General features: G+C 72.8%; 22 protein-coding genes. 6 read left to right on the forward strand and 16 right to left on the reverse strand.

Annotated elements, in window-relative coordinates:
* Window positions 1-62: 62 nt before the first annotated feature.
* From VF202_06450 to VF202_06510, 13 genes are all read right to left on the reverse strand, one after another.
* Entirely contained in the window at window positions 63-752 is a 690-nt protein-coding gene (locus VF202_06450; GenBank protein ID HEX7039731.1) for a hypothetical protein, read from the reverse strand.
* Between the two features lie 561 nt (window positions 753-1,313).
* Complete coding sequence (locus tag VF202_06455; GenBank protein HEX7039732.1) at window positions 1,314-1,817, reverse strand: hypothetical protein; 504 nt, start codon at window positions 1,815-1,817, stop codon at window positions 1,314-1,316.
* Window positions 1,818-2,002: 185 nt separating this feature from the next.
* A complete protein-coding gene (locus VF202_06460) occupies window positions 2,003-2,599 on the reverse strand; it encodes a hypothetical protein (protein HEX7039733.1) in 597 nt (198 codons plus the stop codon).
* A 45-nt stretch (window positions 2,600-2,644) separates the two neighbouring features.
* Complete coding sequence (locus VF202_06465; GenBank protein HEX7039734.1) at window positions 2,645-3,478, reverse strand: alpha/beta hydrolase; 834 nt, start codon at window positions 3,476-3,478, stop codon at window positions 2,645-2,647.
* 16 nt (window positions 3,479-3,494) lie between these two features.
* Window positions 3,495-4,928 carry a BPL-N domain-containing protein gene (locus VF202_06470; protein HEX7039735.1) on the reverse strand — a complete coding sequence of 478 codons (1,434 nt, stop codon included), beginning with the start codon at window positions 4,926-4,928 and terminating at the stop codon, window positions 3,495-3,497.
* Between the two features lie 56 nt (window positions 4,929-4,984).
* On the reverse strand, window positions 4,985-6,184 hold the full coding sequence (locus VF202_06475; protein ID HEX7039736.1) for a membrane dipeptidase: 1,200 nt from the start codon (window positions 6,182-6,184) through the stop codon (window positions 4,985-4,987).
* A gap of 94 nt (window positions 6,185-6,278) precedes the next feature.
* The gene (locus VF202_06480) at window positions 6,279-7,151 is read right to left on the reverse strand and encodes an ABC transporter permease (GenBank protein ID HEX7039737.1); all 873 of its coding nucleotides are present in this window, start codon (window positions 7,149-7,151) and stop codon (window positions 6,279-6,281) included.
* Window positions 7,152-7,186: 35 nt separating this feature from the next.
* A complete protein-coding gene (locus VF202_06485; GenBank protein HEX7039738.1) occupies window positions 7,187-8,134 on the reverse strand; it encodes an ABC transporter permease in 948 nt (315 codons plus the stop codon).
* A 93-nt stretch (window positions 8,135-8,227) separates the two neighbouring features.
* Window positions 8,228-9,820 carry an ABC transporter substrate-binding protein gene (locus tag VF202_06490; GenBank protein ID HEX7039739.1) on the reverse strand — a complete coding sequence of 531 codons (1,593 nt, stop codon included), beginning with the start codon at window positions 9,818-9,820 and terminating at the stop codon, window positions 8,228-8,230.
* 10 nt (window positions 9,821-9,830) lie between these two features.
* Window positions 9,831-10,661: an IclR family transcriptional regulator gene (locus VF202_06495; GenBank protein ID HEX7039740.1), complete on the reverse strand. Its 831-nt coding sequence runs from the start codon at window positions 10,659-10,661 to the stop codon at window positions 9,831-9,833.
* Window positions 10,662-10,885: 224 nt separating this feature from the next.
* Window positions 10,886-11,482, reverse strand: a complete 597-nt coding sequence (locus VF202_06500) for a pentapeptide repeat-containing protein (GenBank protein HEX7039741.1) — start codon at window positions 11,480-11,482, stop codon at window positions 10,886-10,888.
* A gap of 91 nt (window positions 11,483-11,573) precedes the next feature.
* On the reverse strand, window positions 11,574-12,170 hold the full coding sequence (locus VF202_06505; GenBank protein ID HEX7039742.1) for a hypothetical protein: 597 nt from the start codon (window positions 12,168-12,170) through the stop codon (window positions 11,574-11,576).
* Between the two features lie 322 nt (window positions 12,171-12,492).
* Window positions 12,493-12,981 (reverse strand): OmpH family outer membrane protein, encoded by a 489-nt coding sequence (locus VF202_06510; GenBank protein ID HEX7039743.1) that lies wholly within the window; start codon window positions 12,979-12,981, stop codon window positions 12,493-12,495.
* Window positions 12,982-13,113: 132 nt separating this feature from the next.
* Here VF202_06510 and VF202_06515 point away from each other — a divergent pair, with 132 nt between their 5' ends.
* Together VF202_06515 and VF202_06520 are read left to right on the forward strand one after the other, a co-directional pair.
* Window positions 13,114-13,833 carry a DUF899 domain-containing protein gene (locus tag VF202_06515; protein ID HEX7039744.1) on the forward strand — a complete coding sequence of 240 codons (720 nt, stop codon included), beginning with the start codon at window positions 13,114-13,116 and terminating at the stop codon, window positions 13,831-13,833.
* A 126-nt stretch (window positions 13,834-13,959) separates the two neighbouring features.
* Entirely contained in the window at window positions 13,960-14,253 is a 294-nt protein-coding gene (locus tag VF202_06520) for a YciI-like protein (protein ID HEX7039745.1), read from the forward strand.
* 92 nt (window positions 14,254-14,345) lie between these two features.
* Here the strand turns inward: VF202_06520 and VF202_06525 are convergent, their stop codons facing one another.
* Window positions 14,346-15,701, reverse strand: coding sequence for an SLC13 family permease (locus VF202_06525; protein HEX7039746.1), 1,356 nt, complete (start codon window positions 15,699-15,701; stop codon window positions 14,346-14,348).
* A gap of 230 nt (window positions 15,702-15,931) precedes the next feature.
* On the opposite strand from VF202_06525, the gene VF202_06530 reads away from it, so the two are divergent.
* The 3 genes from VF202_06530 (at window position 15,932) to VF202_06540 (ending at window position 19,655) form a co-directional block, all read left to right on the forward strand.
* Window positions 15,932-16,855, forward strand: coding sequence for an acetamidase/formamidase family protein (locus VF202_06530; protein HEX7039747.1), 924 nt, complete (start codon window positions 15,932-15,934; stop codon window positions 16,853-16,855).
* Between the two features lie 215 nt (window positions 16,856-17,070).
* Window positions 17,071-18,063, forward strand: coding sequence for an iron ABC transporter substrate-binding protein (locus VF202_06535; protein ID HEX7039748.1), 993 nt, complete (start codon window positions 17,071-17,073; stop codon window positions 18,061-18,063).
* 68 nt (window positions 18,064-18,131) lie between these two features.
* Window positions 18,132-19,655, forward strand: a complete 1,524-nt coding sequence (locus tag VF202_06540; protein ID HEX7039749.1) for an iron ABC transporter permease — start codon at window positions 18,132-18,134, stop codon at window positions 19,653-19,655.
* Window positions 19,656-19,739: 84 nt separating this feature from the next.
* On the opposite strand, the gene VF202_06545 is transcribed toward VF202_06540, so the two are convergent.
* Entirely contained in the window at window positions 19,740-20,879 is a 1,140-nt protein-coding gene (locus VF202_06545) for an ABC transporter ATP-binding protein (GenBank protein ID HEX7039750.1), read from the reverse strand.
* 118 nt (window positions 20,880-20,997) lie between these two features.
* Here VF202_06545 and VF202_06550 point away from each other — a divergent pair, with 118 nt between their 5' ends.
* A complete protein-coding gene (locus VF202_06550; protein ID HEX7039751.1) occupies window positions 20,998-22,893 on the forward strand; it encodes a hypothetical protein in 1,896 nt (631 codons plus the stop codon).
* A gap of 111 nt (window positions 22,894-23,004) precedes the next feature.
* Here VF202_06550 and VF202_06555 read toward each other — a convergent pair whose 3' ends face one another.
* Complete coding sequence (locus VF202_06555) at window positions 23,005-23,805, reverse strand: biotin/lipoate A/B protein ligase family protein (protein HEX7039752.1); 801 nt, start codon at window positions 23,803-23,805, stop codon at window positions 23,005-23,007.
* Window positions 23,806-23,931 lie beyond the last annotated feature (126 nt).

Consider the following 23,931-nt stretch of genomic DNA (forward strand, 5'->3'; position numbering starts at 1 on the left):
AACGACGGTCGCGGTGAAGCGGCCCGCCGCCGAGGTCCTGCCTCGGCGGCGGGCCCTAGCGGTCAGGGCTTGCTGGTGAGGACGAACGTGACGGTGATGGTCTTGTCGCCCGGCGTCTCGGTGCCGTCGAACCAGAACAGCTCCTCGATCTTGTCGTCGAGCCAGCCGCCGGTGGGCGAGCCGCTGTGGGCGAGGATGAGCCCGTCGGCGCTGGCGCCGATGAGGTGCCTGTAGTTCGACTCGGCGCTACCGTCGGGGACGCCGCCCTTGAGGGCGTCGTCACGGATGCCGAACTTGCCCGAGCCTTCCGTCATGTCGACGTCGGCGGTGAGCTCCCAGCCGGTGTTGGCGAACTTCTGGACGACGAACTCGGTCCTGCAGACGAGCGTGCCCTTCTGGTAGGTGCCATCGACCTCGGCGACGTTGCCGTTCTGGTCCAGGACCACGGCGGGGTAGATCGACACGACCTGGCCGCCGAGCGCGTATCTCCTGAGGGAGTTGTAGTCGCTCGGCATGACGCCCTTCGGCACCATGCGGCAGCCGGCGCCTACTCCTTCTAGGTGGTTGAGGTCGAGCGCGAAGTCCGTGTCCGTGATGTGCAGGGCGACACGGGTGGGGATCGTCAGCTCGATTTGCTGGCGTACACGGGTGCGGTCGCCGCCCTCGCTGTTGTAGTTGAAGTCCGGCTGCGCCGCAGCGGTCGCGGCGAGCGCGGCGAAGGCGAGGACAACAAGAAGCTTCCTGATGAACATGCTGGCCTCCGAAGCGTGAGATCGCTCAACCCGCTTGGGGCGGGCCCCTCGTCTTGCGTGCATCCCTCTGTGTCGTTGGACCTCCCGGCCTCCAGGACCGCGGTGAGCCGACGGGGCCGCGCGTCCGGGGCGGCTACGCGGTCGCTCGACAGGCAACGTGGTCGCTCTAGCTCACTGCTGCGCCGGAACGTCCGCTCGGACTGCGCCTTGGCCGAAGGGGTTCGACGACACGACCCGACTTCCACTCCCCCCTTCTCACGAAGTTTTCATCCGGAGCTTATGTGGGGGCAGCGGCTTCGGCTGTGACGGTTGACGACCCCGGGCGCCGCTGGTTCGCTAGTCGCGCTGGGGCGCAGGTTCTCGGCGCCAGCCCCGCCGAGCGGGCTCGAGGACTGGTCGCGGCGGAGTCGCTCAGGAACGGCTGACCCGGTTGCATGGGCCCCGAGTCACGGGGCCGCGCTCTCAGGCCAGTTGGTACGCTCCTACAGGCACTATCCCTCTAGCCCGATCATGACGGAGCGGATCGGGAAGGGCACCTGGGCCCTGGGGCCGGAGTCAGCGCTACCGAAGGCACGTCTTGCCGAAGCCCGCGGCCAGAGCCAGGATCACATCGTGGTCGATGGTGAAGTCTGCGGTGCCGTTGCTGCCGTCGAACCTCACTCGGATCTCCGTGGGTGACGAGAGTACCGCGAAGATGAGGTCCTGGTCCTGGATGAGGGCGACCTCGTAAGTGTCTTCTACTCCCGTGGAGACCGGGGTGAACTGGAAGACCTCGTCAGTGCTCGGGAACCGGACGAAGACGCGGTCGTCAGGCATCACGATGAACATGTTGAACACCGAGTCGGCGATGCTGTCGAGATGCCGGGTGAAGGCGATCACCGGTTCGCTGTACTCACTGCCGGCGAAGAGGCTGATGCCTGACCTGTCGTACGTGGAGTTGATCACCAGGTGGGAGCACGACGTCTCACGGGTGAACTCGTCGACCTCCTGTTGAAGGCCGAAGTCGTGCTCCGCGAGGGCGCATGAAGCGAGGGCAGCTACGAGGCACAGGAACGGCTTTCTCATACGGGTCCCCCCTGGTCGGATCTGTGTCTGGTTCCCCCGACCGACCAGATGACAGCAGAACCCGCCTGACGGGAGCCTTACATCCCCTGGTCCTGGGGTGGGCACGGCCAATATGCCGAGCACACTCTACTCGCTTTGCGTGCGCGGAACGAGAGCCGGCCCCGACGCCTGGATCCCTCCGCGCCTCAGCCCAGGAGCGCGGCGAGCTCGCTGAGGCGGGCGCCCCACTCGGCCTTCGCGGCTTCGGCCGCTTCCTTCGAGGGCAGCTTGCCCTGCTGGACCTGTACCGAGGACTTCTCGGGTCCCTTGGCGACGAGGTTGGCCTCGGCCGGCGTGCCGTCGGGCAACCTCATGCGCACCGACCTGTGGGGTGTCGCCTTGGTGACGGTGACGTCCGAGCCCAGCCAGCGTGAGCGGGCCTCGTCGTCTGCGAACGCCGCGAAGAGGCGCTGCACGGGCACGGGGAAGGTCTTGCTGCGGTTGGCCTCGAACTCGCCGCTGCGCCGCTGGCCGACGGCGCGGAGCCCGCGGATTCGCTCGTAGCCCACGGCGACCGACTGCGACCACCAGCCGCTACCGGTCTCGGCGAGCGCCAGCTTGGCGATCTCGGCGTGGGGGAGGTCGTAGGCGCCCTTCGCGTCGAGGAAGCGCACCCACTCGGCCCAGGTGCGGCCGGTGCGGGACGAGACGGCCTCATCGCTCACGCCGGCTAGCTCGAGGTAGCCCTCGGGCAGGGGACGTGAAGCCGGCGCCGCGGCGCCCTTCTCGTCGGTCTTCGGCATGCGAGACGCAGTGTAAGCCGCGCCGGGCGCCGCCGTGCCGGCGCGTCAGCTCGCCAGGAACTCCCGTACCACCGCGATGAACCTCTCGCTCTCCTCGATCTGCGGGGAATGGCCGGAGTTCTCGAAGACCTCGAGGCGGGCGTGCGGGATGCCCGCGGCGATCTCCTCGGAGGCCGCCACTGGCGTGATCCAGTCGTGGCGGCCGACGACGATGAGGACGGGGCAACGGATCTCGTGCAGCCGCCCCGTGAGGTCGAAGCCCTGGAGGTTGCGGGAGAAGGCCCAGTTGTGCGTCTCGTAGCGGAACGTCGCCGAGGCGATGCGCTGCGCGACCTTCTCGGGTGTGGTGTTGGCGTCGTAGAGGGGGGCCAGCGCCGCCCAGCAGCGGCGGAGCTCGTCGTCGCTCTCGATGCGTCCGCCGAAGACCTTGTCGAGCATCTCCTCGGTGATGTCGGGGTACTCGGCCGCGCGGGCGAGGGCGTTCCGCTTCGCGAGGTCCTCGAAGCGGTGCGACGCGGCGGTGTCGCGCAGGATCAGGTGCGTGACGCGTTCGGGGTGGGCGAGCGTGTACTCGAGCGCGATGTAGCCGCCGTACGAGCCCCCGGCCACGACGATCCTCTCGTCGCCGAAGCGCTCGCGCAGCGCGTCGAGGTCGGCCACCCACTGCGCGTGCGAGTAGGGCGGGACGGCGTCGGACTCGCCGGAGCCGCGCGCGTCGAACGAGACCACGCGGTACCGGTCCGCCAGGGGGCCGAAGGAGCGCTTGGGCTCCGCGTGGGACCCGAGGCCGGGCGCCCCGTGGTGCGTGTAGATGGGGACGGCGTTGCCCTCGCCCTGGACGTCGACGCGCAGCTTCACGCCGTTGACCTCTACGAACATCGGACCTCCGGATGCTTCACGCCCACAGGAGCCCGCGGCCGCGTGGGCCGGCGTCGCCCCTGAGGGCGTGCAGGACGGTGACGGTGAGGAGCGCCGCGGCGGCCATGCCGGCGGCGCTGAGGTAGCTGCCCATCGCCAGGTGGAAGGGGTGAGCGTCGAAGAGGTCGTAGGCGTGCGCCGGACGCCGCGGCGGGGCCGCCAGGAGGCGCTCGGCCTCGTCGAGCTGTACGTGCAGCTTCGCCAGCACCTGGCGCAGGCCCATCGCGCCGAAGTCCTGGCCCGGGCGCGGCGCGTCGTCGAGCCAGGGCGCGTCCGCCGGGCCGAGCTCCTGCGCCAGGGCGTCGAGGTCCTCGGCGGCGGCCGCGCTGGCCTCGGCCGCTGCCGAGAGCTCCTCGGCCCATGCCTTCCTGGCGGGCACGCCGTGGAACGAGGCCGCGTAGCCTGGTTCCAGCCAGCCCCCCGCGTCGGCCCGCGCGAGGGTGGCGAAGCGGCTGGCGGCGCGGCGGAGGTCGGCGGCCGCGGAGGCGGCCAGCTCGCGAGGTGCGGCGCCCGGCACCTCGCGCGCGACCGACCAGGTGGCGGCAGAGCGGTCTTCTGCGGGGCCGGAGGTCGCGGCTCGGACGCCCGCCTCCAGCGCCCGCACGAGCAGCTCGGCGCCGGCGCCCCAGCCCAGGCCGAGGGGCCCCAGGCCGAACTCGGGGTGCGAGCCGAAGAGGACGGTGCGTCCGCGGCCGAGGTCGGCCGTCACGCCGGTGCCCGCGCCGAGTTCGACGCAGCGCTCGAGCGTCGTGGCGCCCACGAACGGCTCGGTCGGCGTCTCGAGGAAGCGCTCGGCCGGCGTGAAGCGCTCCGTGGCCGCCTCGGGCCAGGCGAACGGCGTCACGCCGGCACCGGCGCGCGCGACGTCGAAGAGCGGGCCGTTGTAGTGCACGAGCTCGACCCGCTCCGGCAGGCCCGCGGCGAACGGGTGGTCGGGGTCGAGGCGGACGACGATCCGCCCCACGCCGGGCGAGGCCAGGCCGCCGAGCGTCGCGTCGCCGGCGTTCGCGAGGGGGACGTCGACGAGGCGGAGGCAGCGGGCCGCCGGCACGGCCGCGTCGGCGGCGCCGGTGAGGGCGACGGGCAGGACCGAGCCGGCGCAGGAGCCGACGTAGGTGCCGCCGCGCTCCACCCAGGAGCGGACGGCCCGGGCGCCGTCCTCGCCGAGGGGAGCGATGAGCCCGGCCATGGCGAGCGCGCCGCCGCCGGGGAAGACGAGGACGTCGCGGTCCTCGAGCCGGCCGGACGCCACGTCCTCGGCGCGGGCGACCGAGACGTCGGCGCCGTGCAGCGCCAGCAGGGCGAGGTGGTGCCACGGCGCCCCGGCGCTGCCGTAGACGCCCACGCGCAGGCCGCTCAGGCGGCGCGTGGGGCCGCGGAGCTGCGCCGCGCCGGAGGGCCGAACGGGCACCTCGGCGTCGGCGGGGCCGGACGGGTCGCGACCGCCCCGCCGGCCCGTCCCGCGGCTCAGCGCGCCCACACCTCGTCCAGCACGCGCATGATGTTGACGCCTATCACCTTGGCGATCTCGTCGTCCGAGTAGCCGCGCTTCACCAGCCAGCGGACGATGTTCGGGAACGCCTCGGCGGGGTTCTCGATGCCGTCGACGTACTCGACGGTCGGGTACGGCTCCTTGCCCTTCGAGGCCTTCAGCGACAGGGCCTCGCGCAGAGCCTGGTGCAGCCCCACGTGGTCGCCGAAGAGCGTGTCGGGACCGAACGCGACGTGGTCGATGCCGACCAGGTCGACGCAGTACTCGAAGTGCTCCATGAACGAGTCGAGCGAGTGGCGCAGGTTGTTGCGCGTGATCGTAGTGTGAGGGGCGGCCTCGATGCCGATGACGCCGCCCTTCTCGGCGCAGGCCTTGATGACCTCGTCGGGCTTCAGCCGCGGCGTGTCCCACAGCGCGCGGGCCCCGGCGTGCGTGATGAATACCGGGTGCTTCGACTGGGCGATCGTGTCGAGGGACGTCTGGTCGTTGGCGTGCGAGATGTCGATCGCGATCCCCAGCTTGTTCATGCGCGTCACGGCGCGGCGACCGAAGTCGGTGAGCCCGTAGTGCTGCGGCTCCTTGAGGCCGGCGCCGAGCGCGTTGCCCTCGCTGTAGCAGACGCCCAGGCTGCGCACGCCGAAGCCGTAGAGGACGTCGATGCGGTCGAGCTCGTTCTCGATCATCGCCGCGCCCTCGATCGACACGACGAAGGCGATCCGACCGTCGCGCTTGGCGTCGCGGATGTCCTGGGTCGTCAGCGCCAGCCGCACCATGTCCTGGTGGGCGATGTCGGACAGGCGCATGCCGATGTCGAAGACCACGTCCTCCCACTTCCAGCCGGCGCGGGAGGTGATCATGGCGGTGCCGTCCATCATGGCGTCGAAGACGCAGTCGAGGCCGCTCGCCGCCAGGCCCTCGTAGGCCGTGTACTCGCGCCCGTAGCGGCGGAACTCGAGGAAGCTCGAGAGGTCCTTGGGCGCGACGAAGGCGTGGTCGTGCAGCGAGATCACGAGGTTCTCCGCGAAGAGCCGCTTGACGCGCTCCTCCTGCTCGGGCGTGGTCTCCGGCGCCCTGCTCGACACGCGGCCGATCTGCTCGACGAGCTCGACCTGCGGTAGGTCCTCGTCGTCGAGGTACTGGTAGGAGCGGTAGCCGTCGTACTTCTTGGCTTGCATCTCTCTCCGTTCCGCGGCGCTCGCCGACCGCTGCGTCGGCGGGGCCGCTGGGGGCGAGGGCGGGCCGGCGGGGCCGGCTAGCGAGCGGGGGCGCTCACCCCCGGGGGTCGAGCACGTCGCGCAGGGCGTTGCCCAGCACGTTGAAGGCGAGCACGGTGATGGCGATGAACAGCCCGGGCCAGACGGCGAGGATGGGGGCGCGGAAGAGGTAGGCCTGCGCGTTCTGGAGCATGTTCCCCCACGAGGCGAGGGGCGGCTGGATCCCCAACCCGAGGTAGGAGAGGCCCGCCTCGGTGAGGATCGACCAGCCGACGCCCAGCGTCGCGAGGACGATCGCCTGCGGCAGCACCTGCGGGAGGATGTGCCTGCCCATCAGCCTGAGGTGGCGGCTGCCCAGCGCCCGCGAGGCCTCCACGAACTCGGCCGTCTTGAAGCGCTTGAACTCGGCGTGGACGCTCCTGGCCATCTGCGCCCAGAACCCCAGGCCCACGGTGAAGACGATCATCGCCGGGTGGTTCCCGAAGCTCGTGACGATCACGAGGATCAGGAAGAACGACGGGATGGCCATGAACGTGTCGACGACGCGCATGAGCACGCTCTCGGTGCGTCCGCCGAAGTAGCCGGCGCTGCCGCCCACGGCCACGCCGATCGCCAGGCCGACGAGCATCGAGAACAGCCCCACGGAGAGCGAGACGCGCCCGCCGTGGACGATGCGGGCGAAGACGTCGCGGCCCAGCTCGTCGGTGCCGAGCCAGTGCTCGGCGGACGGCGGCCTCAGCGTCTCGAGCGGGTTCGTGCGCGTGGGAGAGTGAGCCAGGAACGCCGGACCGAACACGACGAGCAGCACGAGCAGGACGAGGACCGCGAACGCGGCGATGCCGAGCGGCTGGCGCTGCACCCGCGCCAGGAAGCGGCTGCGCCGCGGCACCGGCGCCGCGGTGCCGGCGGTCAGGATGACCTCAGACATGGCGTGGCCTCGCGTCGGGCGTGGCGGACCTACCCTCACACATGGCGGATCCGCGGGTCGATGACCGCGTAGAGCGTGTCCACGACGAGGTTCACGACCACGACGACGAGCCCGGCCAGCATCGTCACGCCGAGGATCACCGGGTAGTCGCGGCCGTTCGCCGCCTCGATCGCCAGGCGGCCGATGCCGGCGTAGCCGAAGACGCTCTCGATCACCACGGAGCCGGAGAAGAGCACCGTGGTGATGAGGCCGAGCATCGCCGTGATGGGCACGAGCGCGTTGCGCAGCATGTGCTTGCGCATCACCTGGCCGTCGGGCAGGCCCTTCGAGCGGGCGGTGCGCACGTAGTCGGTCGTCTTCGTCTCCAGCACGGCGGAGCGCGCCACGCGGATGACGTTGGGCATGAGCCCGAACGCCAGCACGGTGGCGGGCAGTACCAGGTGCCTCAGCCGGTCCACGAGGTCGGCGCTGCGGCCTATCGAGACGATGCCGGACGCCGGCAGCCATCTCAGCTGCACCGCGAAGACGATGATCGCGATGATGCCGAGCCAGAACGTCGGGACCGACATGCCGAGCGTCGCCACCGTGCCCACCACGTGGTCGGGCCAGCGGTTCTGGTTCACCGCCGCGACGATGCCGAGGAGGACCCCGAAGACGGCGGCGAGGACCAGGGCGCTCGTGGCGAGGAGCACGGTGGCGCCGAGACGCTGCAGGAGCAGGCTGCTCACCGGCAGGCCCTGGTTTATCGAGGTGCCGAGGTCGCCCTGGACGGCTCCCGCCAGCCAGTTCACGTAGCGCACGTGCACCGGCTTGTCGAGCCCGTAGAGGGCGTAGCGCGCGTTGCGCTCGGCGACCGTCGTCGACATGTCGAGGAGCGAGGACGGCCCGCCGGGGGCGAGGTTGATGAGGAAGAAGGTCAGCAGCGAGACGAGGAACAGGACGACGAGACCCTGTGCCAGCCGCCTCACCAGGTACTGCGTCATGTGCGGGTGGCGACCTCCTTGATCCCCTCCGCCCGAGGCCTCATGGGTTGGGCCTGCCTCCCGACCCTCGCCGGGAGGCAGGCCGCCGGGCTGCTACTGCGCCGCCACGTACCAGTCGAACGACCACTGGAACGCCGCGTTGGCGTTGATCTCGGGGAAGCCCTGCAGGCGCACGCTCTTCGCCGTGAGGATGTCCGGCCACCACAGGTAGAGGTAGGGCAGCTCCTCGGCCAGCAGCTCCTGCATGCGCGCGTAGGCGTCGATCTGCTGCTCGAGGGTGAGGGCGGCGCGGCCCTCGTCCATGATCGCGTCGAGGTCCTCGTTGCAGTAGTTGGGGATGTTGTTGCCCGTGTGCGCCGCCGAGCAGGCGAAGTAGGGCGCGACGTCGGCGGTGGGCGGCATGCTCCACCAGGCCAGCGTCAGGTCGTAGTTGCGGCCGAGGACGACGTCCTGGATGTAGGCGTTCCACTCCATGACCTGGACGTCGACCTCGATGCCGACGTCCTGCCAGTACTGCTGCACGAGCAGCGTGGCCGGCACCAGGTCGCCGAACTGCCCCGTGGGCATGTAGAACGAGAGGCGCTCGCCGTCCTTCTGGCGCACGCCGTCGGGGCCGAGGGTCCAGCCGGCCTCGTCGAGGAGCGCGGCGGCGGCCTCGGGGTCGAACGGGTACTTCTGGACGTCGCCGTTGAACAGCGCGCCGAGCATGGGGGCGACGGGCCCGCTGGCGACCTCGCCGTAGCCGGAGAGGATCGCCTGGATCATCGCCTCGCGGTCGATGGCCATGACCATCGCCTGGCGGACGCGCGGGTCGGCGAGCCGCTCGTCGTCGAAGTTCGGCGCGACGAAGAAGAAGAGGTTCTGCGACTGCCTCAGCACCTCGAGGGCGCCCGTCGACTCGATGCCCTGGACGTTCTGCGGGCTGAGGCGCGTGACGATGTCGAGCTGGCCCGCCATCGCCTCGGCGACCTGCGTGTTCAGGTCGGGGATGATCCGGAACACCATGCCGGCGAGCTTCGGCTGACCGGCCCAGTAGAGCTCGTTGGGCACGAGGCGCACGTACGAGCCGGGCACGAACTCGGCCACCTTGTACGGCCCCGTGGTTACGGGGATGCCCTTGTTGAACTCGGCGACCTGCAGCGGGTTCTCGGCCTCGCCGAGCACGTGCACGGGGAGGATGCCGGCGAACGACGCCAGGTAGTAGGGCAGAGCCGAGAAGGGCTCCTTGAGGACGAAGCGCACGGTGTGGTCGTCGATCACCTCGACGCGGTCGATCGACGAGAACTGCGACGCGCTCTGCGCGCCCAGGTCGGGGTTCAGCACGACGTCGTTGAAGGTGAATTCGACGTCGGCGGCGTCGAACGGGTCGCCGTCGGACCACACGACGCCCTCGCGGAGCTCGAAGACCCAGGCGAGGCCGTCGTCCTCGGCGTGCCAGCTCGTGGCCAGCATGGGGGAGGGCGTGAGGTCCTCGGGCGAGTAGCGGGTGAGCTGCTCGAAGAGGATCGTGTTGATCAGGTTCGACTCGATGACCGCGCCTGGAGCCCACGGGTTCAGAGTGGGGTCGGCGTTCGTCGCCAGGTTGAGGACCGCGGACGTGTCCGCTTCCTGGGCGGCGCCGAACGCGGCGGTCGCCGACAGGAGCAGGGCGATCAGCCAGCGGTGGGGGGTTCCTCGGACCTTCATGCCAGACCTCCTAGAGCTTTCCCGCCAGCGCCAGACGCCTGCTGATCTCCTCGGCGGCGGCGCGAACGAGTCGAGCGAAGCGGGCAAGGGCTTCGTCGCCCACCCTGTACGACGGTCCCCCTACGCTGATGCCGCCGACGACCTCACCGTCCTCCCCGAAGACGGCGGCGCCGACCCCCCTGGCGGCCGAGTCGAAGTCCTCGTCGGAGACCGCGTAGCCCTGGGCCCTGACCCGGGCGAGGACCGCCTCCAGGCGGCCGCGGTCGACGATGGTCTTGTCCGTGTAGCGCGGCAGCTCGCCGAGCCTGTCGAGGACCGCCTCGCGCTCGCGCTCCGGCAGGTGCGCCAGCATCGCCTTGGGCACGGCGCCGGCGTGCAGGGGGAACGAGCGTCCCAGCACGGACACGAGCCTCACGCTCTGGGTGCTGTCGCGCTTGTCGACGCAGAGGGCGCGGTCGCCCGCGCGCATGAACAGGTGGACGGTCTCGCCGGTCTCCTCGCTGAGGCGGTCCATCAGCGGCGCCGCGACCTCCGTGAGGGACGCGCCGGCGCTGCGCGTGGCGGCGAACTGGAGCTCGGCCGCGGCGGGGCCCAGCGTGAACCGCGCGTCGTCGGTGGCCGCGAGGAAGCCGGCGGCCTCGAGCGTCTTCAGCGAGCGGTAGGCCTGGTTCCTCTCCAGCCCCAGCCGCGCCATCACCTCCGTCAGGCCCAGCCGGTACGGCGGCTCCGCGAACGCCCGCAGCACCTGCAGCGTGCGCAGCGCCGACGAGATCACGTACGGTCCGCCCTCGCGAGCCTCGGGTACGTCGGCGCGTTCTCGGATGGCGATCGCTTCTCGCATGGCGATATGAGGCGACACTGTAATCCCGTGTACCCAAGCTGTCAACGGGCTGGCCGGGTGGAGGGCGCGCGTGGTGAGGGCCGGCGCCTCGCGGGCGGCCGCGTGCGCGGCGCGGCCGGTCCGCTCCCGGTCCCGCATCGCTGCCACACCCTTGAAGTCAGTTGCTCGCGAGCGGGATGGCGAGCGCGCGGGTGAGCGAGCGCCGCGCCGCCGAGCGCGACCCCCTACTCCACCTCCACCCCGACCGCCGCCAGCAGCCCCAGTGCCTCCGGGAGCGAGACGCGCATGCCGCGGAGGCCGTTGTCCAGGGGCGAGATCACGTAGCCGCGGGCGCCGCGCAGGTCGGCCTCGGTGAGGTCGCAGCGCTGGAAGGTGCAGCGCGTGAGGTCGGCGCCGGCGAACGACACTCCCCTCAGCTCGCAGCGCACGAACTCGGCCTCGGCGAGGCGGCAACCCTCGAAGCTCCACGCCGTGAGGTCCAGCTTCCAGAAGCCGGCGAAACTGAGGTCGCAGCCGCGCAGCTTCGCCTCCGGCACGATGGGCAGGCGACGCACCGCGCCGAACGTGACGCCGGTGAGGCGGCAGGTCTCGAGCTCGACCGACTGGAGGACGGCGTCGGTGAGGTCGACCATCGGCATCTCGCAGCCCTCGAACCCGCAGTCGGCGAGCTGCGCGCCCCGCAGCGACGCCTCGCTGAGGTCGCAGTCGACGAACTCGCAGCCCACGAGGATCGCGCCGGCGAGGTCGAGGTCGGTGGGCGTCAGGCCCGAGAAGCGCTCGTCGGTGAAGCGGCGCGGCTCGTCCGCGCTCAGCGTCGTCACCCAGGCAGGGTAGCGCGCCGTGCGGCCGCGGGGCACCGACCGCGTGCTGGGCCGCGGGTGCACGGCCCGCCGGTCGTGCACGTGGTGTGCCTCAGAGGAACCGCGTCCCCCCGCCGCGGCCGCAGTCGACGAAGCGCGCCGTGAACTCGGCGCTGAACTCGTCGGTCCCGGTGCGGGCGGCCAGTGGGGTGCGCAGCGTCACGTCCGGGAGGTGGACGTTCACCGGCCGGGCCGACAGCGTGGAGCGTCGCGAGCGGACGCGCATCTGCCACGGCTCGGTGACGTAGCTGCCGCCGTCGAGGAACCTCAGGTCGAGCAGCAGCACGCACGACGAGAGGTTCGTGACCTCCACGGTGGCGCTGACGCGGTCGCCCTCGGCCGTGGGGTGGGCCCTCAGCCGGACCTGGCCGACGGTCAGCTCGTAGTGGCCGGGGGCGGCGTAGGTGTCGGCCCTCAGCAGCGCCTGGAAGCTCGCCTCCGGCCACACGCGGGTCGTGAAGAGCACGGCGGTGACGTCGGCGGTGCGGCGGGGCCGCGTCTCGGCTCCGTTGAGGAAGCCCCCGCATGCCGCGGCCAGGTCTTCTCCGGTGGTCGCCTGCACAACGGACTCCGTCACCGCGCCGCAGCGCGCCTCGAACGCCGTGCGCGCGTCGGCGAGCGCGGCGCTGGCCGCGAGCAGGGCGGTCACGGCCGGCACCAGGACGCGCGGGAGCTGGCCGGCCGCACGGCACCTAGGTCCGCGTCCCGGCGGGCGCCCGCCTGCAGGGCGCCCGCCACCCGCGACGCTGGTACCGGAACCTGTCTGAGCCCGTGTCATGACCCACCACGCTCGACCGGCGGCCTCCGCGACCGCTGCTTGGTTGAGGTGGATGGTAGGGCTCGGCGGGCTCCCGCGGCGTGGTGGGGTTGACAGGCGCGCCGCCGGCCCCGCGCGGCGTGGTGGGGTCGACAGGCGCGCCGGCGGGCGTCGCTCGTCGGGCGGGGTCTCCTCGTCGGCCGCCGCGGTCGTCTCAGAACCCCGCCCGCAGCACCTCCTCGACCATCGGCGTGATGTCGTTGCCCGGCGCCGCGTAGACGATGAGGCCGCTCTCCCGCGCCGCGTTCGCGTCGAAGACGACGCCGATGCCGAGATCGGCGGCGACCTGGGCGATGGCGGCGTTCACGGCCTCTATCGCCGGCTGAGCCAGGTCCTGCAGCTCCTGGTCGTAGCGCTGCTGCAGCGCCTGGAGCGTCGCGATGCTCGCCTGCAGCCTCTCCTCCTCCTCGGGCGTGAGCGCCTGGCCGGCCTGCTGCTTGGCCTGCAGCTCCTGCACCGTGGCGGCCACCTGGCTGATCTCGGCGTTGGCCATCTCGCGCCTGTCGACGAGCTGCTGGTAGGAGGGGTGCAGGGACAGCAGGTACTGGCTGTCGACGTAGCCGACGGCGGCCAGCGGCTGCGCGAGCGCGCTGGCGGCCAGCGAGGCGAACAGGACGAACAGGACCGGGACGACTCTTCTCATGGCGTCAAGTATCGCCCGCCGACGGTCTCGCCCCTTCATCGTCCCGCCACGACGGCAAGACCGGCGGACGGGTTGACCTGGCAGAAACGTGTATATACACTTTTCACACCCGAGGGGCGCAGAGGAGGGACCATGAGCGAAGCTGCCGTCCATGAACGCCCGTTGCCGCCGGTCGTCCCGCTGGAGGAGTGGCTGGAGGCCAGAGCCGAGCTCCTCGCCGAGGAGAAGGCCCACATGCGCCGCGGCGACGCCCTGGCCGCGAAGCGCCGCCGCCTGCCCATGGTGGCGGTGGAGCGGAACTACGTCCTGCACGGGCCCGAGGGCGACGCCACGCTGCTCGAGCTCTTCCGCGGCCGCAGCCAGCTCATCGTCTACCACTTCATGTTCCACCCCGACTGGGACGCGGGCTGCGACGGCTGCTCGTGGTTCGTCGACGGCCTGGCCGACCTGCGCCACCTGGCCGCGCGCGACGTCTCCTTCGCCCTCGTCTCGCGCGCCCCGCTGGCCAAGCTCGAGGCGTACAAGCGCCGCATGGGCTGGGACGTCCCCTGGTACTCGTCGCACGACACCACGTTCAACTGGGACTTCCGGGCCACCGTCGGCGACAGCGAGCACCACCGCCTCTCCGTCTTCCTCCGCGACGGGGACAGGGTCTTCCTCACCTACCAGACCAGCGAGCGCGGCGTGGAGGCGGTCGGCACTACGTTCAGCCTCCTCGACCTCGTGCCCTACGGCAGGCAGGAGGACTGGGAGGACTCGCCGCCCGGCTGGCCGCAGGGCGACAGGTACGTGTGGTGGCGTCGGCACGACGAGTACGACACGGGGGTGCCGGCCCCGTCGACGCTGCGCTAGTCGCGTTCCCGCGCGCCTGGGCTCGGTTCGCGTCCGGGCCCAGGCAGCTGGGTCGGGGTCCATCCTGGCGCTGCCGGGGTCGCGTGGTACCGCTCTGCGCTAGAGTCGCTGCAGTCGGAGGCGGAGATGCACTACCTGCTCTTCTACCACCTGGTCGACGACTACCTCGAGCGGCGCCCGCAGTTCCGCGAGGCGCACCTGGCCCTCGCCAAGGAGGCGGAGGCGCGCGGCGAGATCGTGCTGGCCGGCGCGCTCGCCGACCCGGCGGACATGGCCGTGCTCCTCTTCCAGGGCGACTCGCCCGCCGCGGCGGAGCGCTTCGCCAGGTCGGACCCGTACGTGAAGAACGGGCTGGTCGAGCGCTGGGAGGTGCGCCCCTGGACGACGGTCGTGGGGAAGGACGCCGCCCACCGGGTCTGACGCGCCGGCGGTCCCAGGGGCCGCGGTCTCGTGGCGCCGCCCTCTGGCCCTCGGCCCGCACGGACCCTGAACCCATACGGACCCTCGGACCCTCAGCCCCCGCCGTACGCCAGCCAGGCCACGCCGAGCGCCAGCGACAGCAGCGTGACGGGCACGCCCGCACGCAGGTAGGTCCAGAAGCCCAGCTCCACGCCGATGCGCCGGCCGCCCTCGGCGACGATCAGGTTCGCCACCGACGCCACCAAGGTGAGGTTGCCGGCCAGGGTGCTGGCCAGCGCCAGCGTCAGGGCCAGCGGCTCCGTGCCAGCCCAGGCCGGGCCGGGGACCCCCGTACCGGCAGCGGCCGCGGCCGACAGCGCCGCGCCCGACGGGGCCGCGTCGAACACGGCCGCCCCGACCGCCCCGCCGAAGCCCGTGGCCGGCAGCAGCATCAGCACCGCCGGCACGTTGCTCACGACGGTCGAGAGAGCCGCGGTCACTGACGCCGTCACGCCCACGACCTCCAGCGGCCCGCCGCCCGTGGGCAGCCAGGCGAGCAGCCAGCGCTGGGGCAGGCCGGTGTCGGCCATGGCGCCGACGACGACGAACAGGGCGGCGAACAGCACCAAGAGGCCGTAGTCGACCTTGCGCAGCAGCGCTCCCGACCGCCGACCGCCCGCGAGCAGTGCCGCGGCGCCGGCGGCGAGAGCGGCGAGAGCCACGTTCGCACCTAGCGCGAAGGCCGTGAGCAGGCCGGCGGCCGCGCCTCCCGCCAGCAGCAGCGCCCCGGTCCGCACGGCCGGTGGCTCCTCGGTCGGGCGGTCCTCCGGCCGCCCCGCGGGGGCCAGCTCGCGTAGGTGAAGGGCCAGCACGACGAGGAACACGACGGCGAGCGACGCGAGCGCGACTGGCGCCAGACGCGCGGCGAAGCGTCCGTAGCCGATGTCGGCGGCGACGGCCACGAGCACGTTCTGCGGGTTGCCGGTCACCGTGGCGACGCTGCCGGCGTTCACGGCGAGGGCCAGGGCGAGGAGGTAGGGGACGGGCGGGAGGCCGAGGCGTCGCGCGGTCCGCACGACGAGCGGCGTCAGCATGATCGCGACCGTGTCGTTGAGGAACAGCGCCGAGAGAGCGCCGGCGCAGGCGACGAGCAGGGCGAGGAGCCGCCGCGGACCCAGCGCGCCGCGCGTGACGAGGCCCGCCACGAGGCGGAACGCGCCGGCCTCGGCGAGGGCGGCGTTCACCGCCATCAGCCCGAAGAGCAGGACGAGGACCTCGCCGTTGACGTGCGCCAACGCGCGCTCGAGCGTGACCGCTCCGGTGAGGACCAGCGCCACGGCCCCCACCAGCGCCAGCACGGCCCGGCTGAGGCTCATGCCCGGCAGGCGACCGAAGGCGACGGCGACCAGCGTGACCAGACCGATGGTCAGGGTGAGCTCGGGGCTGGCGCTACCGGCGTCCGTCGGCATGGCGTGGAGCTACAGCCCGCGAAGTTAGCACGCCGGCGGCACACTCGCGCCCCGCCCCGCCCCCACCCGGGGCGCTGCCGCCCTCTCGGTCCCTCATCCTCCCGCGGACGCCGGCTCCTCCCGGCGCCTTCCGACGTTCCCCAGCACGGTCGCGTCTCCCGCCTGACGGGCGAGGTCGCGCACAGCGGCGTCACCGGCGAGGGCGAGCCGGGCGCTGCCATCATGGGGACATGGCCACGCACGAGTACCGGCCCGCCACCTACCACAACACTTTCGCCGCGCACCCCGTCGCGCTGGAGGTCGCGCCCGGGGACCTCGTGCGCACGAGCACCGTCGACGCGCGCGGGCGCGGCGCGACGGGGGAGAGCGAGGCGGCGCCCGGCAACCCGCTGACCGGCCCGATCCGCGTCGCCGGCGCCGAGCCGGGCGACGCCGTCGGCGTGCGGATCGTCGAGCTGACCCCGAACCGCGACACGGGCTGGGCCAGCCACGGGCTGGCGCCGGTGACGCTGGAGCCTGACCACGTCGCCGGCCTGGCCTCGGGCCGCGGCGACGCCGCCACCTGGCGCGTGGACGTCGCGGCCGGGACGGTCACGCCGCTGGAGCCGGTGCCCGGCCTCGAGGGCCTCACGCTGCCGCTGGCGCCCATGCTCGGCTGCATCGGCGTCGCGCCCGCCGGGGGACAGGCGATCTCCACGGCCACCTCGGGGGAGCACGGCGGCAACATGGACTACCGCGGCGTCGCCGCGGGGACGACCGTCTACCTGCCCGTGTTCGTGCCCGGCGCCCTGGTGTTCGTGGGCGACGGCCACGCGGTGCAGGGCGCCGGCGAGCTGGCGGGCACCGGCGTCGAGACCTCGATGGACGTCGTCATCGAGCTCGGGCTCGTGAAGGACTCGAGCATCAGGTGGCCACGCGGCGAGGACCCCACCCACATGTTCACGCTGGGCAACGCCAGGCCGCTCGACCAGGCGGCTCAGCACGCGATCACCGAGATGGTCCGCTGGCTGACGCACGAGCACGGTCTGTCCTTCGAGGCGGCGTCGGTGCTGATCGGCCAGGCCGCCGACCTCGAGGTGGGGAACATGTTCGACCCCGCGTACACGGTCGTCTGCCGGCTCGCGAAGGACCTCCTGCCGCGCCGCGGGGCGTAGTGTGCCGGTCGTGGACCTCGAGTAGGCGCGGCGGCCCTCTTCCACGACCCCTGCGGACGCGCCGTCCCTCCGCCGCGACCCGCTTGACGCTGGTCGCGGCGCGCGGGTAACCTGCCGCCGTCAATCCATAGTGATTTACTAGGGATTGGCCCTCGACACCCTCCTCGGGGCGCCGCGCCAGCTCTGGGTCGCCCGCCCCGCGAAAGCGAGCCACCATGAAGCTGACCAAGGTACTGGCAGCCCTGCTCTTGCTCAGCGCCCTCGCTACCTCCCTGGCGCAGAGCCTGACGCTCTACGTCGGTCGGGGCGAGGCGCTCGCCGGCCCGATCATCGAGCGGTTCGAAGCGGAGACGGGCGTGGACGTCGTCGTGCGCTACGGCAGCACCGCCGAGCTCGCCGTCCTCATCACCGAGGAGGGCGAGCGCAGCCCGGCCGACGGTTTCTGGGCGCAGGACGCCGGCGCCCTCGGCTCCCTGGCGAGCGGCGGGTACCTGGCGCCGGTCCCCGACGAGCTCTACGCCGACATCCCCGCGAAGCACCACGTGCCGGGGAACCTGTGGGTGCCCGTGAGCGCGCGCAACCGCACGCTCATCTACTCCACGGAGCGCGTCGACCCTGCCGACCTGCCCCGGAGCGTCTTCGACCTCACCGACCCGCGCTACCGCGGGCGCGTGGCCTGGGCGCCGTCGAACGGGTCGTTCCAGGCGTTCGTGACCGCCTTGCGCACCACCCACGGCGAGGACGCGGCCGAGCAGTGGCTGCGCGACATGATCGCCAACGGCGCCAAGGCGTACCCGAACAACAACGCTCAGCTCGACGCCGTGGCCTCCGGCGAGGTCGACTTCGGCCTGGTGAACAACTACTACCTGCTGAGGCGGCTGGCCGAGGAGCCCGACTTCCCGGTCGCCCAGACCTTCTTCGCCGACGGCGACATCGGCAACCTCGCCAACGTCACCGGCGTCGGCGTGCTGGCCAGCTCGGAGAACCAGGAGCTCATGCACCGCTTCATCGCGTTCCTGCTCTCCGACGAGTCGCAGGAGTTCTTCACCAACGACAACCACGAGTACCCGATCACGACCGACGTCGAGCCCCACCCGTCGCTGGCGAGCAACGAGGAGGCCGTGCGGGCCGCGCCCGAGGTCGACCTGAGCTCGATCGGTGACCTCGAGGGGACCCTCCGGCTGCTGCGCGAGGTCGGGCTGCTCTGAGCGTCGCCGCCCTGCTCCCGCCGCGCAGGGGAGCGCCGCGCTCGCCCTGGTACGTCGTCGTCCCGGCCGTGCTGGTCGGGACGGCGACGCTGCTGCCGCTCGTCTACCTCGTGGTGCGGGCGCTGGAGCTCGACGTCCCCACGTTCGTCGAGCTGGCGACGCGCAGCCGGAACCTGCGGCTGCTGGGCAACACCGCGGCCCTGGCCGGCCTGGTGCTGACGGGCGGCACGCTGATCGCGGTGCCGCTCGCCTGGCTCGTGACCCGCACCGACATGCGCGGGCGCGGGCTCGTGACGTGGCTGGCGGTGACGCCCCTGGCCGTGCCCGGCTACGTGATGGCCTACGCGCTCCTCGGCCTCGGCGGCTACCAGGGCGTGATGATGCGCCTCTTCGACGTGCTCGTGCCCCGCCCCAGCGGCCTGTGGGGCGCGGCGGCGGCGCTGACCCTCTACACGTTCCCCTACATCTTCCTCAACGTGCGCAGCGCGCTCCTCGGCCTCGACACCTGCCTCGAGGAGAGCGCGCGCTGCCTGGGGCTGCGGCCCGCCCAGGTGGCGTGGCGCGTGGTGCTGCCGCAGCTCCGCCCCGCCCTGCTCGCCGGCTGGCTCGTCGTGGCGCTCTACGTCCTCGGCGACTTCGGCGCCGTGGCCCTGATGCGCTTCGAGACCTTCAGCTTCGCGATCTACACGCAGTACGCCGCGGCGTTCGACCGGAGCAACGCCGCGCTGCTGTCGCTGATGCTCCTCGTGATCACGACGGCGCTGGTGGCCCTCGAGCTGAGGCTGCTGGGGCAGAGGCGCTACGCCCGCGTCGGCAAGGGCGTGAGCCGCCGCGCCGCGCCCGAGCGCCTGGGCCGCTGGGCGCCCGCCGCCTACCTCTTCGTGGCCGTCGCCCTCGGCGCGGCGCTGGGCCTCCCGCTCCTCACGCTCGGCGGCTGGATGGCCCTGGTCCCGCCCGGCGCGGAGGCGCTGCGCGACGTCGCCGCGACGTTCCTCGGCACGGCGGCGCTGGCGGTGCCCGCCGCGGTGCTGATCGCCGTGCTGGCGGTGCCGGTGGCCGTGGCCGCGCTGCGCTCGCGCTGGATCGGCGGCCGGCTCCTCGAGCGGCTCGTCTACCTCGGCTACGCGGTGCCGTCCGTGGCGCTGGCGCTCGCGCTCGTCATGTTCGCGATCCGCTACGCCCCGGGCGCGTACCAGACCTTCCCGCTCCTCGTCTTCGCCTACCTGATCAGCTACCTGGCGCTGGCGATAGGCCCCGTCCGCAGCGGGCTGCTCCAGGTGAGCCCCCGGCTCGAGGAGACGGCGCGCTCCCTCGGCCGCGGGCGGTTCATGGCCTTCGTGCAGGTCGTCCTGCCCTCGATCCACAGGAACGTCCTCGCCGGCGGCGCGCTGGCGCTCATGGCCGTGATGAAGGAGCTGCCGATGACCTACCTCCTCGCGCCTAGCGGCTACCGCAACCTCGCCGTGCGCGTCTTCGGGCTGACGAACGAGGCGATGATGGCCGCCGCCGCGCCCTTCGCCCTCGCGATCGTGCTGTTCTCGTCGCTGTTCGTCGGTCTCCTCATCACCTACGAGGGCCGGCGCGAGGCCTGAGGGTCACCGCCATGTCCCGCCGCGCCCGCCGGCCGCTGAGGTAGAGGCTCCCGCTCTCGCCTGGCCCGCCCGGGTCCGCCGCCCTCAGTCCCCCGCCGAGGCGCCGCTGTGCAGCGTGACCCCGTCGCCCGTGACGCGCACCCACGCCTCGTCGCCGACGCCCAGACGGCTCTCCGGAGAGGCGAAGACGACGAGGCGCTCCTCCGAGGCGCCGCCGGGCGCGCCCTCCCCGGCGTGCGCGGGCCTCACCACGGCCTCGTAGGTGACGACGTGGCCCTTGAACTCGCGCCGCACCACGGTCGCCCTGACGGCCGCGGGAGCGTCCTCCGGACCGCGCGTCGCGGCGCCGTCGGGAGCGCGGGAGACGGGCACGAGCTCGAGGTGGTCGGGCCGCAGCGAGATGATCACGCGCCCCTCCGCCGCCCCCGCCAGGGGCACTGGCCCGATGGGCGTGCGCGCCGTGCGGCCCTCGGCCAGGCCCCGCAGCAGGTTCGTGCGGCCGAGGAAGCTCGCCACGAACGCCGTGCTGGGGTGGAAGTAGACCTCCTCCGGCGTGCCCACCTGCTGCACCTTGCCGTCGCGCATCACGGCCACGCGGTCGCCGAACGACAGCGCCTCCTCCTGGTCGTGCGTGACCATGACGGCGGTGATGCCGCTGCGCACGAGGATCGCCCGCACCTCGTCACGGGTGCTGCCGCGCAGCGAGGCGTCGAGGTTGCTGAACGGCTCGTCGAGCAGCAGGATGTGGGGCCGCGGCGCCAGGGCGCGCGCCAGCGCGACGCGCTGCTGCTGGCCGCCAGAGAGCTGGTGCGGGTAGCGGGAGTCGAACACCGTCAGGCCCACGAGGGCGAGGACCTCGGCCGCCCGCCGACGCTTCTCCTCGCGCGAGCCGCGCAGGCCGAACGCCACGTTGTCGAGCACGGTCAGGTGCGGGAAGAGCGCGAAGTCCTGGAACACGAAGCCGATGCGCCTGTGCTCCGGCCGCACCATCACGCGGTCGGAGGCGACGACCTCGCCCGCCACCTCGACGCAGCCGGCGTCGGGTCGCTCGAAGCCGGCGATGAGGCGCAGCAGCGTGGTCTTGCCGCAGCCCGACGGCCCCAGCAGGCACAGCACCTCGCCGCGCGCGACCTCGAGGTCCAGGCCGTCGACCGCGGCCGGCGCGTGGGGCGAGAAGCGCTTGGTGAGACCGCTGACGCGGACTATCGGGTCGGCGGGGAACATGGCTCCGGCGGCATTATCGCCCGCGGGGGGCGCGCCGCCCCGTCTCCCGGGACCCGCGTCGTCGCCCCGCGAAAGGTGCGTTGGCGCGCGGACCGCCCGAGGCGCTAGCGTTGGCGACATGCCCAAGCGCCTCACGCTCCCGCTCGCCGCCGCGGCGGCGCTCCTCGCTCCCGCGGCCGTCCTGGCCCAGACGACGGTCGCGTCGCTCCTGCCCGAGACGACGGTGCTGGCTCTGCACCTCTCGCCCGAGGGCGTCGACACCTCGACGCTCGGGTCCCTCGTGGACGACCTCGACCTCGAGAGGGCGGCCGCGTCCGCGCGGAGCCTGGCGGCGCTGTTCGAGGAGGCGGTCGGTGGCGAGCTGCACGACGCCGAGCTGCCCGTAGACCCGCTCGAGGAGCTGGCCGTCACCTGCCCAGACCTGGCCGCCGCCCTCGAGGCGGCTGCCGACTCCTTCGGGCCCACCGTGCTGGGCGTCAGCCTGTCGCGCTTCGACCCGGTGCCGGACGTCGTCGCGGTGACCCGACCGGAAGAGCATGACGTGGCCGCCCGGCTGGTCGTCGCGGCCGCGAACTGCCTGGACGGCACCAGCCTGGGACGCGAGGGGGACGCCGAGCTGTACCTCCTCGCCGACGGCGCGGAGCTGCCCTTCGTGGTGGCCGAGTCGGACGGCTTCCTCGTGGCCTCCACGGACCCGGAGCTCGCGCGGGGCGCGCTGAGGCGCGCGCAGGGCTCGCGCGAGCCCGGCTTCGCCGACACGCGGCTCGGTGCCCTGTCCACGTCGCTCACGGCGCGGGGCCTCGGCGCGACGTTGAACCTGGCGGCCGCGGCCGACGCCGTGGAGCTCTACCGCGGGATCCTCGGCGAGGCGCCCGAGGCCGGACCGCTCCTCGACCGCTTCGTGACCACGCTCCGGGCCCTCGGCGGCTTCGCCTGGCACGTCAGCGTCGACGCCGGCGGGCTCGTCGTCGAGTCGGTCAGCGCGTTCGACTCCCGCTTGGCCGCGGAGGCCGGCGAGGACGAGCTGCTCGCCCTGCTCGCGTGCCGGGGCTGCGAGCTGTCCGGGCCCGAGCTGCTGCCCCGCGACGCGGTGGGGCTGAGGGGCGGCGTGTTCTCGGCGTCCGCGCTCGTCGCCTGGGTCGACTCCTGGCTCGCCGACGCCAGGGAGGCTGGCCTCGTCGGCGACGCCGCCCCCGGCTCTCTGGAGGGGCTCCTCGGCGTCGACCTCGGCGACCTCCTGCTCGACTGGGTCGGCGACTCGTGGAGCGCCGCGTGGCTCGACGTGCTGGCGACCGACGCCCGCCCCTGGCTGCAGGGGCTGCCCGCCGTGGTAACGGTGCCGGTGACCTCGGAGGACGAGGCGCGGCGCGGCGTGGAGCTGTGGCTGGACACGCTGGCGAGCCTAGCGGCGGCCGGCGAGGAGATCGTGGTGGAGGCCGGCGCCGACGGAGGCCTGTGCCTCGAGGGCGCCGTGGCGGTCAGGGAGCGCTCCTACCGCGGCGTCGACTACCTGCGCCTGCGCTCCGGCCCGACCCTCGACCTCGGCGTGGCCGTGTTCGGCGGTCACCTCGTGCTGGGCTGGCCCGCGGCGAGTCTCCACGCCGCGGTCGACACCTACCTCGGCTCGCCCTCGGCCGCCGGCGTCGCCTGGCGCACCTACGAGAGCCTCGGCCTGGACGGCGACGTGGTGGGCTACCGCCTCACCGACACGCCCGCGTTCCTGCGCGGCCTGGCGCGCGTCTCCGACCTGGCCGCGGGACCCCTCGCCACGGCCGGCTGGCTGGCCGCCCGAGGCGCGGCGGAGGCGTACGGCCGGGACGGCGACGGCGACGGCATGGACGGCGCGTCGGGAGCCGAGCCCGGCGACCTGCCCACCTACGACGACCTCGTGACCCTCGCCGACCTCGTCACCGAGACGCTGGAGACGCTCGCCGACAGGACGGGCGTGGCGGTCGGCACCACCGAGCTGAGGGGCGGCGTGCGCTGGACGACCTGGCGGCTGCCGCTGCGCTGAGCGCGGCCGCGGCGGCGCGGCTCGTTCGTCGCGGACCGCGCCGCCTCGCTCGTGCCGGCCCGCGCCGACGTGACCGGCCGCCGCGCCCGCGGGCCGGCGCCCGCGGGCGGCCTAGGGCAGGAGGTAGAGCCACTCGTCCGAGTCGAACTTCTCGCGCCTGAGCCTCTCCGCCGCCTCCAGCTCGCCGTCCGTGAGCGTCGAGGGCGTGAGGCCGTACTTCGCCTCGAACGTGGCGGCCAGGCTGTCGACGATCGTCTCGCGCGGCAGCTCCGTCTGCTGCCTGAGCGGGGTGACGCGCTTGTTCGCGCTCACCGAGCCCTTGTCCGACAGCTTCTCGCGGCCGATGCGCAGGACCTCGAGCATCTTCGCCGCGTCGATGTCGTACGCCATCGTCACGTGGTGCAGGACCGCGCCGGCGCGCCGCGTCTGGGCGGCGCCGCCGATCTTGCCCTGGTCCGACGAGATGTCGTTGATGGGCTTGTACACGGCGTTCACGCCCAGGCCGCGCAGCGCCTCGAGGACCCAGGCGTCCATGAACGCGTAGGAGTCGACGAACGAGAGCCCCTTGACCAGGCTCTCCGGCGCGTAGATCGAGTAGGTGATCGTGTTCTGGGGCTCGACGAACATCGCGCCGCCGCCGGTGATGCGCCGGCAGACGGTGACGTCGTGGCGCCTGGCGCCCTCCATGTCTACCTCGTTGCGCACCGACTGGAAGCGCCCGAGGATCACGGCGTTGCCCGACCACTCCCAGATGCGCAGCGTCGGCTTGCGGCGGCCGGCCCCCACCTCCAGCGTGAGGACCTCGTCGATGGCCATCTGCAGGCGGGGCGCGGTGGGCTCGTCGTGGATGTACAGCCAGTCGTGCTCGCGCCAGCGGGCGAGCATCGCCTCGGGGAAACGCGAGCCCGTCATGCGCGCTCCCGGGGGGTGTCCTCGTCGATGGCCCGGCGCACCGCCGTCGCGACGGCGGACGTCGTGAAGCCTATGAGCTGCGCGCCCTCGGGCAGGCCCGCGTCCATGCGGGCGGTCAGCTCCTCC

The organism is Trueperaceae bacterium (genome assembly GCA_036381035.1).
Classification (GTDB): Bacteria; Deinococcota; Deinococci; order Deinococcales; family Trueperaceae; genus DASRWD01.

What these genes read in the sequence shown, in the direction of transcription:
- VF202_06450 (HEX7039731.1), bottom strand. Translation starts at nt 752, where the DNA reads ATGTTCATCAGGAAGCTTCTTGTTGTCCTCGCCTTCGCCGCGCTCGCC.
- VF202_06455 (HEX7039732.1), bottom strand. Translation starts at nt 1,817, where the DNA reads ATGAGAAAGCCGTTCCTGTGCCTCGTAGCTGCCCTCGCTTCATGCGCC.
- VF202_06460 (HEX7039733.1), bottom strand. Translation starts at nt 2,599, where the DNA reads ATGCCGAAGACCGACGAGAAGGGCGCCGCGGCGCCGGCTTCACGTCCC.
- VF202_06465 (HEX7039734.1), bottom strand. Translation starts at nt 3,478, where the DNA reads ATGTTCGTAGAGGTCAACGGCGTGAAGCTGCGCGTCGACGTCCAGGGC.
- VF202_06475 (HEX7039736.1), bottom strand. Translation starts at nt 6,184, where the DNA reads ATGCAAGCCAAGAAGTACGACGGCTACCGCTCCTACCAGTACCTCGAC.
- VF202_06480 (HEX7039737.1), bottom strand. Translation starts at nt 7,151, where the DNA reads ATGTCTGAGGTCATCCTGACCGCCGGCACCGCGGCGCCGGTGCCGCGG.
- VF202_06485 (HEX7039738.1), bottom strand. Translation starts at nt 8,134, where the DNA reads ATGACGCAGTACCTGGTGAGGCGGCTGGCACAGGGTCTCGTCGTCCTG.
- VF202_06490 (HEX7039739.1), bottom strand. Translation starts at nt 9,820, where the DNA reads ATGAAGGTCCGAGGAACCCCCCACCGCTGGCTGATCGCCCTGCTCCTG.
- VF202_06495 (HEX7039740.1), bottom strand. Translation starts at nt 10,661, where the DNA reads ATGCGAGAAGCGATCGCCATCCGAGAACGCGCCGACGTACCCGAGGCT.
- VF202_06510 (HEX7039743.1), bottom strand. Translation starts at nt 12,981, where the DNA reads ATGAGAAGAGTCGTCCCGGTCCTGTTCGTCCTGTTCGCCTCGCTGGCC.
- VF202_06515 (HEX7039744.1), top strand. Translation starts at nt 13,114, where the DNA reads ATGAGCGAAGCTGCCGTCCATGAACGCCCGTTGCCGCCGGTCGTCCCG.
- VF202_06520 (HEX7039745.1), top strand. Translation starts at nt 13,960, where the DNA reads ATGCACTACCTGCTCTTCTACCACCTGGTCGACGACTACCTCGAGCGG.
- VF202_06525 (HEX7039746.1), bottom strand. Translation starts at nt 15,701, where the DNA reads ATGCCGACGGACGCCGGTAGCGCCAGCCCCGAGCTCACCCTGACCATC.
- VF202_06530 (HEX7039747.1), top strand. Translation starts at nt 15,932, where the DNA reads ATGGCCACGCACGAGTACCGGCCCGCCACCTACCACAACACTTTCGCC.
- VF202_06535 (HEX7039748.1), top strand. Translation starts at nt 17,071, where the DNA reads ATGAAGCTGACCAAGGTACTGGCAGCCCTGCTCTTGCTCAGCGCCCTC.
- VF202_06545 (HEX7039750.1), bottom strand. Translation starts at nt 20,879, where the DNA reads ATGTTCCCCGCCGACCCGATAGTCCGCGTCAGCGGTCTCACCAAGCGC.
- VF202_06550 (HEX7039751.1), top strand. Translation starts at nt 20,998, where the DNA reads ATGCCCAAGCGCCTCACGCTCCCGCTCGCCGCCGCGGCGGCGCTCCTC.
- VF202_06555 (HEX7039752.1), bottom strand. Translation starts at nt 23,805, where the DNA reads ATGACGGGCTCGCGTTTCCCCGAGGCGATGCTCGCCCGCTGGCGCGAG.